This is a genomic window from Crinalium epipsammum PCC 9333 (assembly GCF_000317495.1).
GTDB classification, from domain to species: domain Bacteria; phylum Cyanobacteriota; class Cyanobacteriia; order Cyanobacteriales; family PCC-9333; genus Crinalium; species Crinalium epipsammum.
Genome location: NC_019755.1, coordinates 1 through 21243, shown reverse-complemented (window position 1 = coordinate 21243; position 21243 = coordinate 1). Strand labels below are relative to the sequence as shown.

At 39.1% G+C, this 21243-nt stretch carries 16 protein-coding genes and 1 pseudogene; 9 read left to right on the top strand and 8 right to left on the bottom strand.

All coding sequences use genetic code 11. The features are described 5' to 3' along the window. Positions 1–204: 204 nt before the first annotated feature. The 5 genes and pseudogenes from CRI9333_RS24310 (at position 205) to CRI9333_RS24285 (ending at position 9125) form a co-directional block, all read left to right on the top strand. A complete protein-coding gene (locus tag CRI9333_RS24310; RefSeq protein ID WP_015205636.1) occupies positions 205–972 on the top strand; it encodes a ParA family protein in 768 nt (255 codons plus the stop codon). Beyond that, positions 962–1351: a hypothetical protein gene (locus tag CRI9333_RS24305; protein WP_015205635.1), complete on the top strand. Its 390-nt coding sequence runs from the start codon at positions 962–964 to the stop codon at positions 1349–1351. Before CRI9333_RS24310 ends, CRI9333_RS24305 begins: the two co-directional genes overlap by 11 nt. 197 nt (positions 1352–1548) lie before the next feature. Continuing rightward, a complete protein-coding gene (locus tag CRI9333_RS25360; protein WP_015205634.1) occupies positions 1549–4836 on the top strand; it encodes a UvrD-helicase domain-containing protein in 3288 nt (1095 codons plus the stop codon). A gap of 234 nt (positions 4837–5070) precedes the next feature. Continuing rightward, positions 5071–5775 carry a tyrosine-type recombinase/integrase gene (locus tag CRI9333_RS24295; protein ID WP_015205633.1) on the top strand — a complete coding sequence of 235 codons (705 nt, stop codon included), beginning with the start codon at positions 5071–5073 and terminating at the stop codon, positions 5773–5775. Between the two features lie 345 nt (positions 5776–6120). Then, positions 6121–9125: pseudogene (locus tag CRI9333_RS24285) on the top strand (Tn3 family transposase). Here CRI9333_RS24285 and CRI9333_RS24280 read toward each other — a convergent pair. After that, positions 9122–9766 carry a tyrosine-type recombinase/integrase gene (locus tag CRI9333_RS24280; RefSeq protein ID WP_015205632.1) on the bottom strand — a complete coding sequence of 215 codons (645 nt, stop codon included), beginning with the start codon at positions 9764–9766 and terminating at the stop codon, positions 9122–9124. The pseudogene CRI9333_RS24285 and the gene CRI9333_RS24280 sit on opposite strands and share 4 nt — an antisense overlap. A gap of 519 nt (positions 9767–10285) precedes the next feature. Between CRI9333_RS24280 and CRI9333_RS27120 the strand changes: the two genes are divergently transcribed. Then, on the top strand, positions 10286–10444 hold the full coding sequence (locus CRI9333_RS27120; protein WP_015205631.1) for a hypothetical protein: 159 nt from the start codon (positions 10286–10288) through the stop codon (positions 10442–10444). 9 nt (positions 10445–10453) lie between these two features. On the opposite strand, the gene CRI9333_RS24275 is transcribed toward CRI9333_RS27120, so the two are convergent. Next, positions 10454–10834 carry a hypothetical protein gene (locus tag CRI9333_RS24275; protein ID WP_015205630.1) on the bottom strand — a complete coding sequence of 127 codons (381 nt, stop codon included), beginning with the start codon at positions 10832–10834 and terminating at the stop codon, positions 10454–10456. A gap of 314 nt (positions 10835–11148) precedes the next feature. Between CRI9333_RS24275 and CRI9333_RS24270 the strand changes: the two genes are divergently transcribed. Then, on the top strand, positions 11149–11421 hold the full coding sequence (locus tag CRI9333_RS24270) for a hypothetical protein (protein WP_015205629.1): 273 nt from the start codon (positions 11149–11151) through the stop codon (positions 11419–11421). Between the two features lie 118 nt (positions 11422–11539). Here CRI9333_RS24270 and CRI9333_RS24265 read toward each other — a convergent pair whose 3' ends face one another. The 4 genes from CRI9333_RS24265 to CRI9333_RS24255 form a co-directional block, all read right to left on the bottom strand. Beyond that, positions 11540–12187, bottom strand: coding sequence for a hypothetical protein (locus CRI9333_RS24265; RefSeq protein ID WP_015205628.1), 648 nt, complete (start codon positions 12185–12187; stop codon positions 11540–11542). 55 nt (positions 12188–12242) lie between these two features. Further along, positions 12243–12572 (bottom strand): hypothetical protein, encoded by a 330-nt coding sequence (locus CRI9333_RS27115; protein ID WP_157462504.1) that lies wholly within the window; start codon positions 12570–12572, stop codon positions 12243–12245. Positions 12573–12939: 367 nt separating this feature from the next. Further along, positions 12940–13920: a hypothetical protein gene (locus tag CRI9333_RS24260; protein ID WP_015205627.1), complete on the bottom strand. Its 981-nt coding sequence runs from the start codon at positions 13918–13920 to the stop codon at positions 12940–12942. Between the two features lie 456 nt (positions 13921–14376). Then, complete coding sequence (locus tag CRI9333_RS24255; RefSeq protein ID WP_015205626.1) at positions 14377–15249, bottom strand: hypothetical protein; 873 nt, start codon at positions 15247–15249, stop codon at positions 14377–14379. A gap of 89 nt (positions 15250–15338) precedes the next feature. On the opposite strand from CRI9333_RS24255, the gene CRI9333_RS24250 reads away from it, so the two are divergent. Next, a complete protein-coding gene (locus CRI9333_RS24250) occupies positions 15339–16157 on the top strand; it encodes a recombinase family protein (RefSeq protein ID WP_015205625.1) in 819 nt (272 codons plus the stop codon). A gap of 1 nt (position 16158) precedes the next feature. Here the strand turns inward: CRI9333_RS24250 and CRI9333_RS24245 are convergent, their stop codons facing one another. Continuing rightward, positions 16159–19128: a DUF3987 domain-containing protein gene (locus tag CRI9333_RS24245; RefSeq protein ID WP_015205624.1), complete on the bottom strand. Its 2970-nt coding sequence runs from the start codon at positions 19126–19128 to the stop codon at positions 16159–16161. Between the two features lie 908 nt (positions 19129–20036). On the opposite strand from CRI9333_RS24245, the gene CRI9333_RS24235 reads away from it, so the two are divergent. After that, entirely contained in the window at positions 20037–20243 is a 207-nt protein-coding gene (locus tag CRI9333_RS24235; protein ID WP_015205622.1) for a hypothetical protein, read from the top strand. Between the two features lie 140 nt (positions 20244–20383). On the opposite strand, the gene CRI9333_RS27955 is transcribed toward CRI9333_RS24235, so the two are convergent. Then, positions 20384–21202: a hypothetical protein gene (locus tag CRI9333_RS27955; RefSeq protein WP_015205621.1), complete on the bottom strand. Its 819-nt coding sequence runs from the start codon at positions 21200–21202 to the stop codon at positions 20384–20386. Positions 21203–21243: the final 41 nt, after the last annotated feature.

Here is a 21243-nt window from a genome sequence, read left to right as displayed (position 1 = left end):
CAAGACATCTCTGACTAAAATCTTGACTACATCTCAAAATCAGTAACACTTCTCCTTGCCTCGTAAGTTAGGCACACTCTTCTGAATCTCTTAATATATTTATACCTTTCTAATCCGGTAAGTACCTAGATATCTATACATCTGGATATCTGTAATGTACATTAAACTAATTCCTTTTTATTTACTTAACTTAAACATAGCATTGTGCAAACTTGTGCCTGTGTATCTCTCAGTGGGGGTCAAGGGAAGACAACTGTAATCTTTAACTTGTCACTGTTGCTAGCACAGCAAGGTAAAAAGGTGCTGGCTGTTGACTGTGACCCCCAAGCTAATCTGACTTTTTACCTAAATCATGAAGTAGAGCCTAACCAGCCCACTTTACTAGAAGTTCTCAATGGTAAGGTACAGACAGAAGATGGCATTTATTCAACGACTCACGAAAATCTGTTTTTAATGCCATCTGACCGAAGTTTATTTAAAGTTTCAGAGTATCTAGCTAGTAGTGGTACGGGTGCATTTATTCTTAAGTTGAGACTAAAAGCAGTACAAAACTTGTTTGACCTTGTACTAATTGACGTTCAACCTTCCCGTTCCCAAATCTGCCTGACTGCTGTAGGTGCAGCAGATTATGCGTTGATTCCTGTAGAAGCTGCAACGAAGGGAGTTAATTCTCTAATTGATACTCTGGAGTTTTTAGAGGAGCAAGCCAGTGTCATGGCTTTTAATGGCAAAGTGCTGGGAATCATCCCATTTCGAGATCGGTGGGTAGGTTTAACCCAAACACTCGAAAGTAGAGAGAACATAGCCACGATTAAAGAATTTGCTGGTGATATTCCAGTGCTGCCTTCCATCCGTGAATCTGAGCAGTTTAAACGAGCTATCCGTCAAGGGAAACTTCTATCTGACATCGGACAGAAGGATTTACAGTATCCATTTGAGAAAATGATTGAGGTACTAACAAATGAGCGATGATGCCTTGGAACGCTTGAAGACACGAAAACGCCCCTCTGTTCAAAGTCGAGATGCTTCTTTGATATCTAGCAGTGTAGATATCTCGACATCTAGATACCAAGAAACGGTCATACCAGGAAATCGAGAAATTCAAACTAAGCAGACGACACTGAGATTAGAAGCAGGAATTAGCGATCGCTTGATGGCAGTTACACGAAAAAATGGTATTAGCAGAGAAGTGCTGATTGAAGCTGTGTTTGAACACTATGAAGCAGATCCGCAAGCATGGGGGGAAATCTTAGCCGAAGCCAAGAAGAGGGCAGAACAACGGACAAAGCTTGCTAACATAAAACGGGCTAAGTCAATGATGCAGCGTTTTAGCCCTCCAGTTGATTGTTGATACATTCAGTTTTGAGGACTTCACCACTTTTTACTTAACTATTCCAGTCGCGTCGAAGCTTTAATATCCATTTCTTCAAGTGGTTTTTCAATCGCATTCCTGATCCAATTAGGGTCGAACTGCTGTTGGGTATGCACCCGCACTTCTATTTAAATCCGCAGGTAAAATATTCAATATTACTTAAGCGAATTCCTTCCATGTCTCTACCTGCTGTATTGCACCCTGATGTAGTTGACTTCCTCCGTACTGACGAACAGAGTAACTTGAAAGAAAGTGTATGGAAGTGTATCGAAAAGTTGAGACAGCAGCAGTTTGATAGTGGGTTGCGGGTCAAAAAACTCAAAGGAATAGCCAAGAAGGTTTGGGAAGCAAGAGTTACTAAGGCTGTTCGTCTTATTTTTACTTACGACAAATCGAGGACACCTCAGACAGGCAAAGCACAAGTCTACATTGCCGTTCAAGATATCTGTTTGGAACACGATGATGTATCTCAACGAGCCAAAGCCAGAAAGAGAACCCCTAGCGCCGAATGGCTGGATGCTGAACAACTAGAAGTTATTGGGAATCTTGAGACTGATAGCCTTACTTTGACTCTTGCCGAACAATCTGCCCTTGACGCAGCACAAGTAGAAGATTTGCAAATTCCCCCTGATTTCATAGATGAACTTTTGGGTAATATCCAATGGCAAGTTGTGAAATCAGAAGCAGAGTGGCAACGGGCAGTTATCCAAAGGGATGCCGATCTGCAATTGAAGCTCACACCTGAAGAATATGAACTAGCACATCTAGCTGAAAATCTCCTTCTATCAGGCAGTGCTGGTACAGGTAAAACTACAGTAGCAGTTTACCGACTTTTCCAAAGTTGGCAGAATTCGCCATCAGGTAAACGACTATATGTTGCCTATAACCCGTTGCTGGTGAAGAATGCCCAAGAGCAATTTCAGCGACTCGTAAACCATAGCAATCCTGACATTCAAACGACGTTTGAGTTTAAAACCATACGTGATTTATGCTTGGAAATTCTAGAGTCTTCGGGGCAATCATACATTGCCGAGAATGAAGTTAACTTCCAAGTCTTCGACGAACTCTACCGCCGGAAAGAACGCCAGCAATACCCTCCTGCCCTGCTTTGGGATGAAATTCGCAGCATCATTAAAGGGGCGCAGCTTTCAACTACTACTAATGTTCTCTCCAGGAGAGATTATGAATATTTGGGAAAAAAACGTTCTACGGTAATTCCCCAACAGCAGCGGCAGGAAGTTCATAAGCTGGCTGAATGGTATCAAAAGCAGTTGAATCAGAATGGATTGTTTGATGAAATTGACTTAGCGCGTCAAGTGCTGCAAAGAATCAAAAAGGATCTAGGTTTCCGTTACCAAGTAATTGTCTGCGATGAAGTACAGGATTTGACTGAGTTACAGATAGAGCTTTTGTTTCAACTCTTAGCCCCACAGGGACAGCTTTTTTTTGCTGGGGATTTGCATCAGATGATTAGCCCCAGCGGTTTTCGTTGGGAAGAACTCAAACAGAAGTTTTACAGGAAACAACAGACAGTCGTTGAGAGAACATTAAATTTCAATTTTCGCAGTGTTGGCACGCTGGTTAATTTAGCTAATCAAATTCTGAAATTACGTTATAGGCTGCTGGGCAGTCAAGTAAGGGAAACTTTTCAGATTGCGGGAAGCTACGGAGAGATGGGGCGCTTGATAACAGCTACTCCAGAAATACTGAAGCTAACATTAAGAGAATTAAATTCAGGGGAAGCTATCTTAGTTAGGACTGATATTGATAAAGAAAAATTTCGCAAGAATTTCCAAACTAGCTTAGTTTTTACTATAGAAGAAGCTAAAGGACTAGAGTTTGATACGGTTTTTTTGGTTGAGTTTTTTCAACCAAAAAAAGAACTTTGGAATAAAGTAATTAGGGGTGGTTTGCTACAAGATAAAGAAAAACCATTATTCCTACTAGAGTTAAACCTACTGTATGTAGCTATTACCCGTGCTAGACGTATCTTAAATATTTGTGAGTCAAAAGTTTCTGAAATTTGGGAGCAGCCAGAATTAATAGGTTGTCTAATTTCGCTGAATTCTGAATTAGTAAAAAGCGCTCGCGTTGAGCCTACATCAGAGATCTGGCGCAAACAAGGGCTTTATTATCTGAAGGCTGAGTTTTATCAACAAGCTATCGAGTGCTTTGAAAAGTCGGGTGATACATCGCTACAACAAAACACTAAGGCGAAGCTTCTACTGAAACAACGAAAGCACGAGGAAGCAGCTAATATTTTTTTTGAGTTGCAAGAATGGGGAGAGGCGGCGCGGTTGTTTGAAGAAGTGAAGCAGTGGCAACGTGCAGCGGATTGTTGGGCAAATGTCGGTAATAGAAAAAGGCAATGGAAATGTGAAGCACAGGCACTAGAATCTGATAAACGGTGGGCAGAAGTAGCGCAACGACGGAAATGGCTCGGAGAATTTGAAGTTGCTGCTAAATTATTTCAGAAGGTAGAGCAGTGGCAGGAAGCAGCCAACTGCTGGGCGCAAGTTGGTAATTCTCAAAACGAAACACTTTGTAGTGCCAACGCGCTAGAGACTACAAGACAGTGGGAAGAAGCAGCACAACAGTGGGAAGTATTAGAACAGCCAGAAAATGCCAAGCGCTGCTGGTTAAATAGTGACAATGAACAGAGGAAAGCAGAATACAGAGCGATTGAATTGGAAAATCAAGGTCGATTAAATGAGGCAGCAGAACAGTATAAGGTAGCAGGAAGAACAGAGAGGGCTGAAATTATCAGGGAGAGAATTAGCGGTGTACCTAAAAACTTATCAGATCTTTATTCAAAGCTTTCTTTAGAGCAGGGAATGATCTACCTGGCGCGTTATATCAAACAATACAATCCAGCCACCTATCAGACAAAAATTGATGCTTGGATGAGAAGTACAAGCTACATGGTGCAGGAACAGCAAGCAATTGAACTAAAACGAGCGAGGAACTTTGAAGGAGCAATGAGAATTTACGAAAATCTGTTTGCTGATCAACCCCACTTTTCCCGTATCCACTACAGTACCTTCAAAACGTTAGCAGTCGCTAACCGATTCGACGAGGCTTATCGGGCTATGCAACTTTGGTGTTTAGCTAAGGTTATCAGTAGTCTTATGGTAACTACCGTTACTTCTTTAACTTCAGAACTGAGCATAGATCCGCGTATTTCTCTACAAAATTTATATCGGTTGCCAAGTCGAGACCCTGACGCTATGTGTCATTTAGGTACAATGAATAAGATCTTGTCTAATAGCTTAAGTCAAGCTAGTACCCGTGCTTATTTAAGAACGTTAGCTGGAATAACTTCAATTATTGAACATGATAGATTACAAGCAATTAATAGGGGAAGACAGGTAGTTCGTAATTTACCTTGGAATGTAATTGCTAATGAAATAGCTGATAGTAATACTTGGAGACATATTCTCCAAGCAAATGATAGTATTGCTTAGGTTTAAAACAATAGACATCTCTAGAAACCATCAAAACTTTTTTAGAGAAAGCTTTTGATGGTTTTTCAATTTTGGCGCTCGCGCGACGTATTCATACGGAGAAATTAAATGAAAAGTATTAAAAGTATTGCTTTTTATACTTAGACCAGATTAATGCCTAGTAGCATCTGTTTTAAAATCCTTAGTCTCACTGTAATATTGTCATAGAACCATAAGTATGAAAGGTGCGTTAATGTGAAACGCAACCGACACGGCAAAGGAAAAATTCTCTCCCAAGCAGAGATACAGCTACTGTTTACACAGGGACTGCATAACCTACGCGATCGCTGCATATTTGCCGTATGCCTATTTAGCGGATGCAGAATCAACGAAGCTTGCACATTACTCAGCGAAGATGTTTACACGCTTCAAGGGATAGTGCGATCGCATTTAACAATCCGAAAAAGTAATACCAAAGGAAAATTATCGACCCGCACAATTCCCATCATCCAAGATTTACGGTTGATACTGGCGGTATATTATCCAGAATCTGGAAAAAAATTTCTGTTCCCAGGTCGCTATGGCAGTCATATTGATTCAGATTCAGCCGCGAGAATATTTCGTATGGCTTGTCAACGAGTTGGGATTGAAGGAGCTAGTACTCATAGCTTCAGACGAACAGCTTTAACCCAAATGAGCGATGCCAACATACCCCTAAGAGTAATTGCAGAAGTGTCAGGGCATCGCAACTTAACCCAGTTACAAACATACCTAGAAGTTAGACCAGAACAAGTATTAGGTGCAGTATCAGCACTGTCCATGCTATCCCCCACTGGAGTCGTCGGGAAAATAACCTATGACGACATTGAAGCCGAAAAACCATTATTTAACGACCCTAAAGCCGATCAAGAATTAGAACAAGTTGATAGCTCTCAAGTAGTCCCCAATGGTAATGCTTGACACTTCCTGCACTTTTTTGGGCATTGCCGTTTAAGGTAAAATCCATTTTAAGGATTTTTAATATCAACAAAACCATATATTCCGACGTATTGGCGTAAATAGAAGGTTCGTGCAACCAGGGGCAACGAGTAGTTCAAGCCTATGCCCTGTATAGCTTTCAGTCTTTACCTATTTCTGATAAATACCACCAGTTTTGACAACAATTTGATAAGTTATGCTGATGTGTCTGTCCAAGTTAGTTTGACAAAAAATTGTTAATGTGCATTAAAATATTTCAGGAATGATAACAACTAATTCATTTATGCTTTTCTCTAACTGGTATTACCTGAGCGGGGAAGATAATGAATGGTTAAACTATATGGGGATACAGAGGAACTGGTCGAAAATTGGACTTTAATTCCCCAAGAATTAGAACTGGTTAAGAAGAAAGTTGGTGCAGGACAAGTTGGTTTTGCTATTTTATTAAAGTACTTTCAACTAATGGCTCGTTTCCCCGACTCGGAAGCGGAAATAGCATCCATTGTAATCAAATACATATCATCACAATTAAAAGCCGACCCATCAATATATTCTCAATATAAGTGGCAAGGGCGCAAAGAGCAAAAATCATCGTGCCGAAATTCGGGAGTTGTTTGGATTTCGGGTAGCTACTGTTTCTGATTCCGAGGAGATATCTAATTGGTTAATTGCTTGTATTTTACCCAACGAACAAAGGTTTGAATCACTGCTTGAACAAATTTATCAAAAGTTTCGTTCATTACAAATTGAACCGCCAACTACCAAACAAGTTGAACGTTTAATTCGGAGTGCCATTAACAGGCATGAAACCATCTTTTGTACTCAAATTTACGCTCAACTCACCCCAGCCATAATCGAGCAAATAGATCTTCTTATTGACACAGATTCAACCAGCAATCTAGAAAATACGGAATCAAACAATACAGAGGAAAAAAACACTTCTAACCAACTCAGAACTTCCGAATTTGCCTTTCTCAAAACAGATCCAGGTCCTGTAGGATTAGAAAGCTTCTTAACTGAAATTGAGAAACAAAGAGTGTATTCGCAATATTGGTTTACCCCCTAATTTGTTTGAAGGAATATCACCAAAACAGATCAAAACTTACCGTTATCGGGCAGCTACAGAAACTCCTTACCTTTTACGACAACATCCCCCAGCGATTCGCTATACTCTAATGGCAGCGTTTTGTGTTCAACGCGCTCAAGAGATTACTGATAATCTCATCGAATTACTAATGTCAATTATTAAACGAATTGGGACAAGAGCGGAAAGGCGTATCAACAAAGAATTAGTCTCTGACTTTAAAGAAGTAACCGGAAAAACTAATATTTTATTTCGCATTGCTGAAGTAGCATTAGCTGAACCTTCGGGGGTCATTGAAAAAGTAATCTATCCTGTAGTATCGCAGAAAACTCTTCGAGATTTAGTAGCTGAATATAAAGCGAATGGTACAGCTTACCGTCAAAGAGTCTATACCGTAATGCGTTCATCCTTTGCCAGCCACTATCGCCGGATGATCCCGACTCTGCTATCGGTATTAGAATTTCGCTCTAATAATGACATTCATCGTCCCGTAATTCAAGCGTTAGAGTTACTAAAAAAATACGCCCAAAGTAAAGCTAGATATTATCATGCAGAGGAAGATATTCCGATTAATGGAGTCCTCAAAAGTGGTTGGAAAGAAATTCTCTTTGAAAAAGACCCTGATGGGAATGAACGGATTAACTGTATCAACTACGAAATCAGCGTTTTACAAGCCCTCAGAGAAAGACTCAGTTGTAAAGAAATTTGGGTAGTAGGAGCTAATCGCTATGGTAATCCAGATCATGATTTACCCACTGATTTTGACCAACATCGTCAAATTTACTACCAGGCTTTAACCCTTCCATTAGATGTAGAAACCTTGATTTCTAACTTACAACAACAAATGGCACAGGGGCTAGAGAATTTAGATCAAGGAATGCCTAAGAACAAAGATGTCACTATTATCGGTAAGTCATGTCAAGGTTTAATCAAACTTAGCCCCATAGAGCCTGCTCCCGAACCAATCAATCTTAAACAACTCAAGGGAGAAATTAACAGGAATTGGGAGCATACCAGTCTATTAGACATTCTCAAGGAAACAGATTTGAGAGTAGATTTTACCCAGAACTTCACAAGTATGGGTACAAGAGAGATTATAGACAAAGAAACACTACAAAAGCGATTATTACTGTGTCTTTATGGCATGGGAACTAATACTGGATTAAAGAGAATTAATACGGGGATCAATGGCGAAAATTATCAAGATTTACTCTATGTACGCCGTCGTTATATCCATAAAGACCAGTTACGTAGTGCCATTGCTGACGTTATTAATGCCATCTTCGAGATTCGCTTACCTCACATTTGGGGAGAAGGAACTACTACCTGTGCCAGTGATAGTAAGCATTTTGGAGCATGGAATCAAAATCTAATGACCCAGTACCATCTACGTTATGGTGGTCGAGGAGTGATGATTTATTGGCACGTTGAAAAGAAATCTACCTGCATTTATTCCCAACTAAAAACTTGTTCTAGTAGTGAAGTCGCAGCCATGATTGAAGGGGTTTTACGCCACTGTACCAATATGGATGTGCAGAAAAACTATGTTGATAGTCATGGTCAAAGTGAAGTGGCGTTTGCCTTTACTCACTTATTGGGATTTCAGTTAATGCCCAGATTGAAGCGGATTAAGGTACAAAAGTTATATCGTCCTCACGTTGGACAAAGTGATGCTTACCCTAATCTACAGCCGATTCTGACTCGTCCAATTAACTGGGATTTGATTCGTCAACAGTATGACCAGATGGTGAAGTTTACTACTGCTTTAAGATTGGGAACGGCTGAAACAGAGGCAATTCTAAAACGTTTTAGCAAAAATCCCTTTAAACATCCGACTTATCTTGCATTATTGGAATTAGGTCGGGTGATAAAAACGATTTTCTTGTGTCAGTACCTTGACTCATCCGAAGTCCGGCGAGAAGTTAATGAAGGATTAAATGTAGTGGAAAGATGGAATGGGGTTAATGATTTCATCTTCTACGGTAAAGGTGGAGAGTTTGCTTCTAATCGCTTAGAAAGTCAGGAATTATCTGTGTTATCTTTGCACCTATTACAAATCTGTTTGGTGTATGTGAACACTTTGATGATTCAGAGTGTTTTAGAACAGAATCATTGGCAACAAAAGTTAACAGAATTTGATAAAAGGGCGATGACTCCTTTAATTTTTAGTCATGTTAATCCTTATGGTACATTCACATTAGATCTCCAACAAAGAATTGCTGGGTTAACACAACTATATGTAGCTTAGTCTCTCCAGAAATTTTCAAATCTTTGAGGTGACATTTGAGTATAGCGAACGGTATGGTGTATATTTTTATGACCTAAATAGTCTTGAATTGCTCTAGTATCTTGACCACTTGAAGCTAAATAATAGCCACAAGCATGACGTAGTTGATGGGGATGAACTGGAAATGGAATTTTGGCTAATAATCCTGCTCGTGCGATAATCTGACGGACAGATCTTGTGGATAAAGGAGCTTTGCGCTCGGACACAAATACATAGGGAGTGTCGGGATAATCCCGTTTCAATTGTCGCAATGCTCTTAATTCTGGAGCGCGTAGCGGATGGACAGTATCATGCCCGTGTTTGACGCGACGAATTTCGATATAGCCACCTGAAAAGTCCACTTGTGACCATTTAAGTGCAACTAACTCAGCCGTGCGTTCGCGAAGCGTGTCCGAAGGACTCAGCCCATGCCGGAACATGAGTAAAATCATTGCTGCATCCCTTACCCCATGACGACCGACAGAGCGAGCCGCACTGATCATTGCTTCTACTTCTGATGGTCGCAAATATTCTCGTTCACGTGCGGATGAGCGTTTGACAGGGGGAGCCGAACGAGATTGCGACTTTGCCGAAAATGGAAGTTGAGTAGTGTCGGCAGACATGGGTGCAATCCTCATGCCTTGGTTGCTATCTCTAGCATACTTTGCCTAAAAGGAGTCAAACTAGGCAAAGTTATGATTTGTATTACTTATCAATCAAGCTCAAAAATTGGGGTGTGAGTAGTACTTATGTATTAGGTTGCCCCTGGTTGCACGAACCTTCTATTTACGCCGTATTATCAAAAGAATTAGGATCAATCGAACGGCATCAACACTTTTGATCACATTCCACGCAGTTACGTCAATACAGCAAACGAAAAATCAAGCTTGCAACCCAGTTTGACAAATAAGGCATGACCGTGCCAAAACGGGAAAATCGTACAAAGCAGGCTGAAAGCCTTTACCCGTCTTATTTGTAGAAATGATTATTCTTGCTTGGTGCAGAGTAGAGCGTATACTCTGCACCTTGATAGTGAGGTCAAATTAACGTATTTTCAGGGCTTAGGATTTGATGCCGATTTCTTAACGTACAATTTTCCTTTTTCGGCACGGTGATGCCAATAATGACCATAGAAGCCGTGTATGTCCTCTCTAATGCTTTATCCAGCCATTGTAGAGGGTGCTATCGTTCCTAGCTTGCTTAAACACCCTACACACCACGCTTATAAAAAGATGTTTGACGGTGATATACCCCAAAATTTAGAACCTATCAAGCAATTGCCTTTATCTATAAAAATTTGAAAAAAATTACTAATGAATACAGGTAGAAACTATATCAACTTTACAAGCTGCTAATGTAATATGAAAGTAAGGGGGGAAATCATATTTATAGTCGATTTCCAGTTCCATACAAAAATCTTTTGGTAATATTAAAAATTTTGGTTCTGCTGTTAATTTATAATATGATACACACAAATTAAGTTCATCATCAAAAAAAGAGTTAGGCTTGTAAATACGACAATAACAATAAAGAGGAAATCTGGCAGTTGAAAAAATAGACTTTATTTGTAAATCAAACGCTTCATTTTCAAAAATTAAATCGTTTATTATATACACTTTTTTACTAGGACTTTCTTCAGTATAATTAAATTTAAATTTAACTTCTTTCCGAATAAGTACAACATTTTTCATTAGATTTTGTTGGTAAGTTAAATTAAAATAGTATCGAATTAACTAAGATATATTTTTTTCAATTAATAATTCTTAAAACCTATACTTAATAAAGTAATAGTCTCTATAGCAGTGATAACGATTATGAAGAATATGCAACAGGCGACGTGCTAGACGATGCCAGCGTGTTAGATGACTTGGTACTGTAGCACGTGAGATTATGGTATGATTAAAATGATATCGGAGCATAGCAAAGTTGGCAAGCCAGTTCAAAGCAAGGTCAAGTATCTTCCAAGTAATGTAATCAAACCGAATAATTTTAAAAAGAAAAAATAATGAGTGAAAACAACAGTTCAAAAATGATAAATCTTAGGATATTTAAAAGGTCATCTAAGGAAGAAAAATGGGAAAGGGTTGGATTGAAAGAATTTTTTATTGTACCAAATATAGGTGATTATATAGGACTAGAAGAAACATCTTATAAAATCTTATATAAAGTTATTACTGTTTTACATCCAGAAAAGTCAGAAGAAGTAGAAGTTTTTGTTGAACAGATAACAAGTCAGACACCAGAAAACATCGAATCTGTGCTGAATATCACATATTAAACGATGCCAGCTTGTTAAATGACTTTACTTTATAGCACATAAAAATATATTGAGTAGTACGGTAAAAGCTTCCGTCAAGAAAGGACAAGATAAAAAATCAAAAAAAATGCGATTTTATTTAATTTTCCTTTAATCTCTTCAACTCTGCTTGTAACTCTTCTACCTGTTTTTTCATCTGTTCAGCACTTGAAAAATCAGAATCTATAACAGGTCTTTCAATTAATTCTTCAGCAGTTACAGTGTTTTGATTTTTTGTAGTTGGGTTCTTTGAACCTTCAACAGGCAATGTTTTGAGATATTTTATAACTTCTTTGTACCTCTTAGAATTAGGACTTTTTATATAGTCCATTATTATAGAGTCATTTTTTAATTTAACTAAAGTTTTCGTGTGTATTATTTCTTCTTTAACAGATTCGTCAAAATCAGCTATCCATAAAGAATAGTTTCTTAACTTATTCTGTTCCCAAACTAATTTACTATTAAAAAGCTTTTCGTAGTTATATTGACGATTATATTGATTAAAAACGTCAAGCACAAAATTTAAATGTTTTTGTGTTTTTTCTTTTTCATACAAATCATAATTTCTACAAATAACTTCAATATGTCCTGCCCAGAATCCCTTAGAACCCCAATATTGTGTACGTCTATCTTTTTCATCTTCTTTAAGAAGTTTTTGTGCATCAGTAGGATTAAGAGCATCTATTCCTTTTGCAGTAAGCTCCATCACTATTGAAACTAAAAACTCGTTTAAAAAGTTAGCCAACATATCTTTTACCTTTGTAATGAAACACAAAAAGTTAAAAATGATAAATTACTTAATCTTAAACCATACATCCCGAAAAAGCAATTCTAGACAGAGTAACACTGTTACTGCTAAAACCTGATACCACCAATGAATTTAAAGATTTCTTTGAAGATACAAGCCCAATACTTTCAGACGAATCAGGATATGTATACATGGAAAATTTTAACGAATATGCCACTGGGGAAATTTTAGAAGATGCCAGCTTGTTAGATGACTTCGTGCTGTGACGATCGCGGCAAAAATCTTCCGTCAAGATAGGGTAAAAAATCAAAAAAGTGCGATTTTGACGGAAAGAGCGACGGCTGAAAAGCTTACAGGGTAAAGGCTTCAAAAATGGATAGCGCATTTCATCACTAATACGGGGCTGTCCAGCAAGTAAGGGTAAGGCAGTTTCAAGGCAAGTTTAGCGGGGTAGGGTGAAGTTGTAGCTGGCGGGGCTGACTAAGGCAAGGCGGGGTGATTTTGTACCAAGTACAATCTAAGGTTATAGCAAGGCTGGCAAGGCTGGCGGGGTATACAGCAAGGCAATACAAGGCAAGGCAGATAAGGCGGGGTTTACGGGGCTGTTAAGGCGGGGAAAACAAACGCGGGGTGAATTGCATCAGGTATGATTCGCGGGGTAAGCTTGGCGGGGCTGATAAGGTTAGCGGGGCATTTTTTGTTTTAAATTCAAAATCATCACGATGTGTTGTAATTCATAATAGCGAGAACCATTATGAATATTCCTGATTTTCGGCTTTTTCCGCTTCACTTGCTGCTCTATTGATGTAAAAAATAAATTCATTTAAATAGGCTTTCTCCTCAACCGTTTTAGCATTTTCTTCTTTGTTTTTTAATTGAAGTGCTTTATATATACCATAGTAGCTATATGGAATTTTTTTGTATAATTTAAGAATTGTTTTTTTAAAAAGGTCAAAATCTTTTTCAGAAAATTCCTGTTTTGCAATGTTTTCGATTTCGCTTCGATTACTATCGTTTTTAGTAATCCTTCTTGCTAGATCTTTCAACTGCTCATTTCCTGTTTTAGATGCTTCCCTTATCCTGTAACGCCTACACTCACTAACTGTTTCATCAACAAGTGACAAGTAAGGAGCTATTAAAATAGGTTTCAAAAACTCACATCTGTTTTCACTTAATACATTACTTAACTGTTTAAGTGCTATGTTATGAAGAAGACTATTGTCCAAAATGTTTACTCTATCAGCTACTTCAGGTGTTAGGTTTATTAATGCGGTAGATATAAGACTGTTAACTTGATTGGTAAACGTTCTTTGTTGTTCATCTAATCTATCATTGAGATCGTCAAACCCTCTGAGATTCCATGCTTTACTTATTGAGATAGAAAACTCTAAGCTACTAGGATAAAGAACACTTATTTCCTCAACAGATTGAGAAGCAGGTTGGGATACTGATTGTGAGCCAGACTGACTTGGAATATTAGATGAAGAGTTTGAAGGGGAATCTTTAATTGAGCGATAATGAGAAATGTTTCTTGAATCCCTGTCTATCATTTTATTAAAAGCAAAAATTAAAACATAAAAAAGGGCAATCATCAACCATATGATTAGAGCTATTTTAAGTGCTGAACTTGTGATTGAACTATTTGTTTGGGAATTTTGAGCAAAAGCAATAGGAGTTGACCAAACTGACAAAGTGCAGGATAAAATTGCACAGACAATAAATTTTACTAACATAAGAGACTAATTATAGGTTCACGATTACAACAAAAATTTATCTAATTAAGTCGTGCCTAACTAGCTTAAGTAAAGCTAGACACTTGCGTAAAATGATTTTTGCAGCCTGTACGGTACACAAACCACTGGAGTTAACAGTCAATTATATTTCAATAATCTATTTGGTTTAAAAGTTTAACCTCTACACAAGAAACTTACACAAGTTTGTACAAAACCTTTAAGCACTCATACCATAACTAGGGTGAGTGCTTTTTGCTTGGCAGTGAAAAAAACAGAAAAAATAGGCAAAAAAAGTTTCTGCCAAGCGTAACGTATACGCTGTAAGGGTTTGAAAGGTGTGCTTTCAAAAAAAGAGCAATTGCATTTTCTGTCAATTTTTAAATTTGACACATTTGATGAGTTATTCTAATGCTTTATTCAGAACCTATTTGACAAAAAAAACGATAAAATTTTGATTTAAACCACTGGGTTGAATATTTCTCTTTTCTTATCAAAGCGCCAACCAATGCAATCAGGATCTTTTTTGCTTGACCAAGAAAGAAAGTCTGATTCTGGTTTCTGCCTAGCTCTATAGACGGTGGTGGGATTGCATTTTAGTCTCTTAGCCAATTGTTGCTGACTCAAAGGGTTCGGTTTTTCTACAGCCGTCGTAGTCTCGCTGTCTGGTTCTGATGCCTCTACTTCAACTACTAATGCTTCCAGCTTTTCTGCTGCTGCTTCCTCTCTTCTTTCTAGTTCTAATGGTGGTGCGGGTTCCGATATACCAGGGTCTGTTTCTAAGTCGGGTTCAAGTGCAGCTTCTACTTCTAGTTCTAGGTAATTTAATTTTGGGTCTACTACAGGCGCGTTAGCGTCTTTCTCTAGTGCAACTTTATAGGGTTTATCGTCACTGTCAGGAGATGCGATCGCATCTCTTAAGCTGACACCTCCCACTTCACTAGGTGCGATACCTGGTATGTTACTAAGTATTTGCCCAGGCTCTACTACTTCCTGTTCTAGTAAGCTACTTGGTATTGTTTCTGGTATGCTACTTAAATCTTCTAACTTATTCTCTAAAATACTTAGTCGTTCCAGCACTTCATCACTTGGTACGTTACTAGGTGTGATACTAGATATCTTACTTAACTGCTCCTCTACAATCCTTGTGATAGTAGCCTCTAGCTTGTCTGTTACTGGTAAATTACTAAGTGAGTTACCAAAGAAAGTAGCAAGAATCTGATTAACCGCAGCACTGTACTTAATACCACCATGCTGCTTGATGTACTCCATTAAGGATTTTTCATTTTCCTTATCTAGGTACACTGCAATATGTTTTTTATCTGTTGCCATCGTCTGTTACTGAGTCACTTACTAGCATCATACTGTAATAACATACCTATAATTAAGAGTAAAATACTGATAACAGACTGGTGTAATACGTGCGTCCTGCACCTATTATTAAAGGTAAGATACTGGCAACAGACTGGTACAACATTAATTTATATGCAAAAATAGATTTGTTGGCAAGGTATGACACTGGTAGCATACTGATAGACTATCGTGAATTATTTCGTACCAGTAAAACACTTGTCTATTTGGTACAATTGGAGATAACCGCAGTAGTAGGGTTTGAGCAGTTGGAATCTGAAGGGGTTTATCTGGTACAAAAGCGAGTAGCTATCTATGCACGTTGCAGCACAGACAAGCAAGATCTTGATTACCAGTTACGCATCTTAAACGAGTACGCGACTAGAGCTAACTATCAGGTAGTTGGCATCTATCAAGAATATATATCTGGTTCCAAAGATGACCGACCTGAGAGAGCTAAAGTTTTGAAGTTGGCACAGGCAAGGCAGATTGATTTGATACTGGTCACAGAGCTATCCCGTTGGGGACGTTCTACAACAGATTTAATCGCTACTGCTCAAGAGTTGCGATCGCGAAATGTTTCTCTCATTGCTCAGTCAGGATTGCAGTTTGACTTTGACAGTCCACAGGGTAAGCTACTCTACACTTTGCTTGCTGGATTCGCTGAGTTTGAGCGTGACCTTATCCGTGAGCGTGTCAAAGCTGGTTTGACTGCTGCTAAATCTCGCGGTCAAAAGTTGGGCAGACAGCCAGGGCAATCACCTAAGCGAATCGAGAGAATTGAAGATAAGGTTAAGCAGTTTGCCAGCGACGGTAAATCCTACCGATGGATCGCCAAGGAACTGCAAATCTCCAAAACTACAGTGGCAAGGATACTAAAAACTATTTAGCTCATGCTGGTAGGTCCTGGTAGCGATCGCCTAATTGCTTCTTAAGTTTGACTTGCAATTTTTTCACTACTTTTACTACACAGCTTTGTTTTTCATCTAAAAGTTTTACTGCTTGTGTGCAGATCTTACGTCCGTATTGGTTGATAACTTCTGATAAGGCTTCTACGCTCTCAGTCACTGCCAAAACTTCGGCACACTCTGCAACTTCATTGCTTGATGTAACAGTACTTAAACTCTCATCAGTAGACAAAGTAGACGTTTCTACAAAAGTAGACGGGGTAGTAGATAAGTTGTCTACCGCTACATCGCTTACTGGTTCTTGATTGTGGGGGAAAGTAGACAAAGTAGACGATTCTATAGAAGTAGATGTTTTTTCAGGATTGTCTACTTGAGCTAGAAGTGTGACTAATTCCTTATTTTGGCTGTTGGTATTAGCTAAATTTTGAAAATCGTCTACTTTGTCTACTTTGTCTACTTTGGGCTGTAATAACGTATTATCAATGGTTTCACTGGTAGATGATTTATCTACTTTGTCGTCTACTTTGTCTACTTTGTCGTCTACTTTGTAGTGAAACTGAATATTTCTACCTTCCCCTTGAGTAATACCCATTCCCAGTGAAACTAACTCATAAAACCAAGTACGAACAGTTTCAGGTGTAGGTCGCTGTTTTGGTGTAGTGCTGAGTTGGACATCTTTAGGCTTGATCCAGCCTTTACGCTCACTTAGTTGAATGACCTTCAGTAGATGTGGCGCTAGTGAGTCTTGGTGGAAGTCAGAATATAGGCTGGTTACTTGAGCAAGGTAGAAGCGATTTAGTGCGATCGCTTTTTTAACAATCTCGGCGTTAATTTCCTCACCTGGAACCTGATCGCCAGCTAATTCCCAAAGTACGTGCAGATTTAGGCATAGACGGGCTAATCGTCCCTCTGACTTGCCGTAGCAGGAAGATAACCCACTAGATTTATTTGCGGTTTCAACACGCTTTAACTCAAGCCTGTTATATTCATCACGAAATAATTTCCAGCCCTCAGCACTTAAGCGGTAGACGGTAGGATGCAAGTCGTCTACTTTCTGATAAATATCTGCTAATAAGGGCGTTAGCTCAATTTTTCCCGACTCTGGAATTGTGCATACTGCTAGTGGCTGTTTTACCCAACAGAACCTTGCCCATTGCCCATTACCGTCTGTGTCATCTTTCATTAACGACTGTAAGACTGTTGGTTGTGTAGTTCCCATGATGGAAAGGATACAGCCGTCTAAACTAATATTTTTAGTTTCATCTGCTCTAAGTAGATTAATGGGTGTGCCATCGTACATCGACAAGATAGCCTCAATATCATCGCCCTTGCCAGATTTGTACTGGTTAGCGCCCTTGAACAATCCCGCTAGTTCATCGCAGTTCCAAAGGATACCTTTATCTGAATGGTTTTGCAGTTGTCTTAACAGTCCTTCAGTAGTTCCCTGAGTAAAGCTGTAATGCCTAAGCTTTGGTTCTTCTGGCTTATCATCTGATGATTGATTGTCACCTGAGCCACGATTATTTTTCTTAGCTTCGTTGTATTCTTGAAGCTCTTTCTCATAGTTAGCTTTATCTATTTTAAAAACTTCTTTTTCTTGCTGCTGTAGCTTTTGCAGTGGTTTGGTAACAATCGCTTTCAATATAGGTGATTTTTTCTGAGAGCTAGGTGCAACGATGCCAGCGTAAATCTGTGGCGTTTCTTCCCAATCGGTAGCAGGACAAACTGCAATCCTTGTACCAACTTTGAACAAACTGCTTGTAGTAGTTAATAATGCCGTTAGATATGTTTCTGGCTTGAGGTTAAGCCAAGTTGCTAACTGATTTATAGGTTTTGATAGTTGTGCTGGTAGTATCTGACCAATATCAATAGTGCTGTTACTGGCATTGATTAGCTTTTCTAGTTCTATGCCTACATCCTGCCTAGCTTCTACCTGCTCACGCTCTTTCAAAGCAGCTTGGTAGATTTTTTCTACAGCAAGTTGGTTATAGCGAGAATTTACAGCTAAATCAGCAAGCTCTGAGGCTAGTTGACTACCTGATAATCCATCACTGATAAGCTGGTCAATTTTTTGGCTAACTTCTTCACTGCTGTAAATTTCCCGCGTAGCTGTGGGATGTTCAATAACATTACTGTTGCTGTTGTCGTTTGGCTTGAACTGTTTTAACTCTCGCTTGGTTCTTACAGCGCCCATAATATCTGTAGCAGTTGCACCGTCCTTAATCCAGTCGGCTAGGTCTGCCCCTTCATTTTTGGGTATATGTTCCCAAATTGGTGAATCTGGGAAGCAATAGCACCACTGAACATCTGGAAAATCAGCGTTAATAACTGCCATATATAACAGTCCAGCCTCATCGCGGTCTGGGCTGAGGACTAGCGATGCTCCTGCTAAATCCTGCAAGTAGTTGCCATAAGAACGATATCCCTTAGAACCGCCTAATGTTGTAGTTGCAGGAATACCCAGTTCCCACAAGGTATCAGCTACGCCTTCACCCTCAACCCAAAAAATAAGCTGTCCGTTGGCGATCGCCTCTTTCACTTTCTGATAATGGTAGATGGGAACTGATTTTTTAATTTCATCAGTTAACCCAGTTACCCATGTTTTACCATCCCAGTGAGACTGATAGAACTGCTTACGTCCCTGCCCATCGTCTACCCGCGTGACTTTGATTAATGAGTTGCCGTCGCGATCTGAGTAGTAATAATCCTTCTTAGATTTTGAGCGTACAGCTTTTTTCTCTTGAGCTAGGGAATATATACCCCAGTTGCCACCATTCTTACTAACGCCTTTATATTCGTATCCAGGTAAATTACCTTCTCCATTGGTGTAGGAGTGGCACAGAATTGCTGAATCATTCCATTTACAGTCTTTGTCTTTGGTGCGGCTGCAAATAGGACAGGGGTTATTTTTGCCTGACTGCTTAGGAAAGTCTTGTTTAAAATTGGCTATCATGCCGCACCTCCTACGAAAGCGATGGCGAGGAGCGCGTGGCTGAAGACGATTGCAGTAATTCTTAAAATCAAACCTGAAAACGAACTCTTGGTTAATCCCCAGTTAATTAGTGTAGATTTTGGGGTAGTTAGAGTAGGTTTAGCCGACAACTTCAACACGAGTACTTGACTCAAGTACTCGACAAATCTCGCACAAAAAGCGAGAATATATAATAAGTGTCCCATAGGGGGTTAACCTCTTTTAATGTTTTCTGTTTAAACATTTGAAGCGCGCATCCGCCAAGATTACTCGCTTCGGATCAGATACTAATTGGAACCCTGGTAGCTTAGGTTGCTGGGGTTTCCATCATAATAAGGCTTTTTAAATACTGCGTTAGCACAGCACGAAGTAACATAGAGAGTTTTACTTTCATTTTTGTCGCCTTTTAGCCTTGATATAAATGTATCCGTAACTTTCATTAATTCAGATAGACGCGCGTAGTATTCATGCGCCTATCTGCGTTTATTTGTCTTTATTTCCCACGAATCAATTCTTTAGCTACTTATGTAGATGTTCTAAAGAAAGCGCGTTTTGTACTCTAACCCTAAAAAATTATGACTTGCATCATAACATTTAGAGCTTAAGTACAAGTAAAGACTTTTAAAATTTTGTGAAGGAGTGTAAATTTACACTTCTTGGCTTCTGTCATACAGACAGTAGCTAAATCAATCATCAACCCAAAACCAGAAGCGTGATCGCTTTGACTATTCATCTCTACCCAACATAGCTCACGATCGTTTCAAACCAAAAGCCGAGCTAATAGAAGGGGAGTTTAGCAAAGGGTTGATGTGATTTATGACGTAATTATAACTCTTAATAGCCAGAAATCAAATCAAATGCCAATTTCGTGATTCCAGTTTAGCTAATTGATGACACGCCCTAGCTCATTATTCGAGCGAATAATTCACAAAAAACAGGCAACTAAAAATTATTCGCTCGAATTTTTTAAACTAAAAATTGTTTATGCGATCGCTACTCAAGCAATTTTAATTACTGCGACTTCCACCAATTTATCGGAAAAACAAGGCAGATTAAGGCAACGGGATGTCTACTGGCTCACCATTGCTTCGTCTTAAACGAGTTTTCTACAACTCTTTTCTAGAAAGCATTACAGCTATTTTTTAACCAGGGCTATCTGGGGTACAAACAGGATATGTACTTTCATCGCACGATGAAGGCGAGACTTAACAAGCTTTTTACTACTAATAAATAAGTTTTACACGCTGATTAACCCCTTTTTAGTTAAATGCCCATTAGTCTTGACGATAACTTTATTAATAGCTTCATCTAATAAATCAACATCGGCGACGGGTACGGCTGTAGATTGAGTATTTTTAAATAACTGCTTTCCTGGTGGCTTACCATGCCGTTCTTTGTAGGAGTCAGCCACATACATATCAATATGCAAGCGTTGATCTGCATTAGACTTTAACCCTAAATGCTTAACTCGCTCTTCCATAAACCAATACTGACGTTCAGAGTCAGGGGCATGACTTTTACCATTGCGCGATTCTGCTACCTGCTCATTCGAGTCTGATTGTGATTGGAAATGCTCTTCTAACAATGGAATAACCGATTTGAACCATTTTACTTGTGCGCCTGACCAAGTATTCGTCTTACTTGTCGCTAGTAATGCCATACCAAATTCGCTACCAGATTCAGTTAATTCCCAAACTCGCAATGCTTCTTGGCGTACTTGGAACCCCAATGCTACTAAAGCTTGATTCACATCGGCTGGCTTGATTTTCCGTTCACAACTCTCGGTTAAAAGATTAGCGAGTTCAGTCACTCCCATACCTGTTTCTGGTATAGGCATCGTACTGCCGAGTAAGGTTTTAGCTGATTCAACTAAATTACTTAAAGCAGGAAAAGTAGTTGCTAAACAATTGTATTTCCATTGGGCGATCGCACCAGATGCTATCCCAGTATTCTCTAACCAGCCAGCCAGCGTATCAATAGTTTGCATCGTAGCAGCAAGGTTGTCAGGAGTGGGAAGTAGTGAATCATTAGTTGAGTTATTGACAAGGTTGGACATACTCACACCACCTGGTACTGCTATCTAGGGCGATAAGATTT

Bases quoted from the DNA above. Each gene is read 5' to 3' on its own strand.
- CRI9333_RS27955 (WP_015205621.1), bottom strand. From the start codon at position 21,202: ATGTCCAACCTTGTCAATAACTCAACTAATGATTCACTACTTCCCACT.
- CRI9333_RS27115 (WP_157462504.1), bottom strand. From the start codon at position 12,572: ATGCGCTATCCATTTTTGAAGCCTTTACCCTGTAAGCTTTTCAGCCGT.
- CRI9333_RS24305 (WP_015205635.1), top strand. From the start codon at position 962: ATGAGCGATGATGCCTTGGAACGCTTGAAGACACGAAAACGCCCCTCT.
- CRI9333_RS27120 (WP_015205631.1), top strand. From the start codon at position 10,286: ATGTCCTCTCTAATGCTTTATCCAGCCATTGTAGAGGGTGCTATCGTT.
- CRI9333_RS24245 (WP_015205624.1), bottom strand. From the start codon at position 19,128: ATGATAGCCAATTTTAAACAAGACTTTCCTAAGCAGTCAGGCAAAAAT.
- CRI9333_RS24270 (WP_015205629.1), top strand. From the start codon at position 11,149: ATGAGTGAAAACAACAGTTCAAAAATGATAAATCTTAGGATATTTAAA.
- CRI9333_RS24255 (WP_015205626.1), bottom strand. From the start codon at position 15,249: ATGGCAACAGATAAAAAACATATTGCAGTGTACCTAGATAAGGAAAAT.
- CRI9333_RS24260 (WP_015205627.1), bottom strand. From the start codon at position 13,920: ATGTTAGTAAAATTTATTGTCTGTGCAATTTTATCCTGCACTTTGTCA.
- CRI9333_RS24265 (WP_015205628.1), bottom strand. From the start codon at position 12,187: ATGTTGGCTAACTTTTTAAACGAGTTTTTAGTTTCAATAGTGATGGAG.
- CRI9333_RS24280 (WP_015205632.1), bottom strand. From the start codon at position 9,766: ATGTCTGCCGACACTACTCAACTTCCATTTTCGGCAAAGTCGCAATCT.
- CRI9333_RS25360 (WP_015205634.1), top strand. From the start codon at position 1,549: ATGTCTCTACCTGCTGTATTGCACCCTGATGTAGTTGACTTCCTCCGT.
- CRI9333_RS24235 (WP_015205622.1), top strand. From the start codon at position 20,037: ATGACACGCCCTAGCTCATTATTCGAGCGAATAATTCACAAAAAACAG.
- CRI9333_RS24275 (WP_015205630.1), bottom strand. From the start codon at position 10,834: ATGAAAAATGTTGTACTTATTCGGAAAGAAGTTAAATTTAAATTTAAT.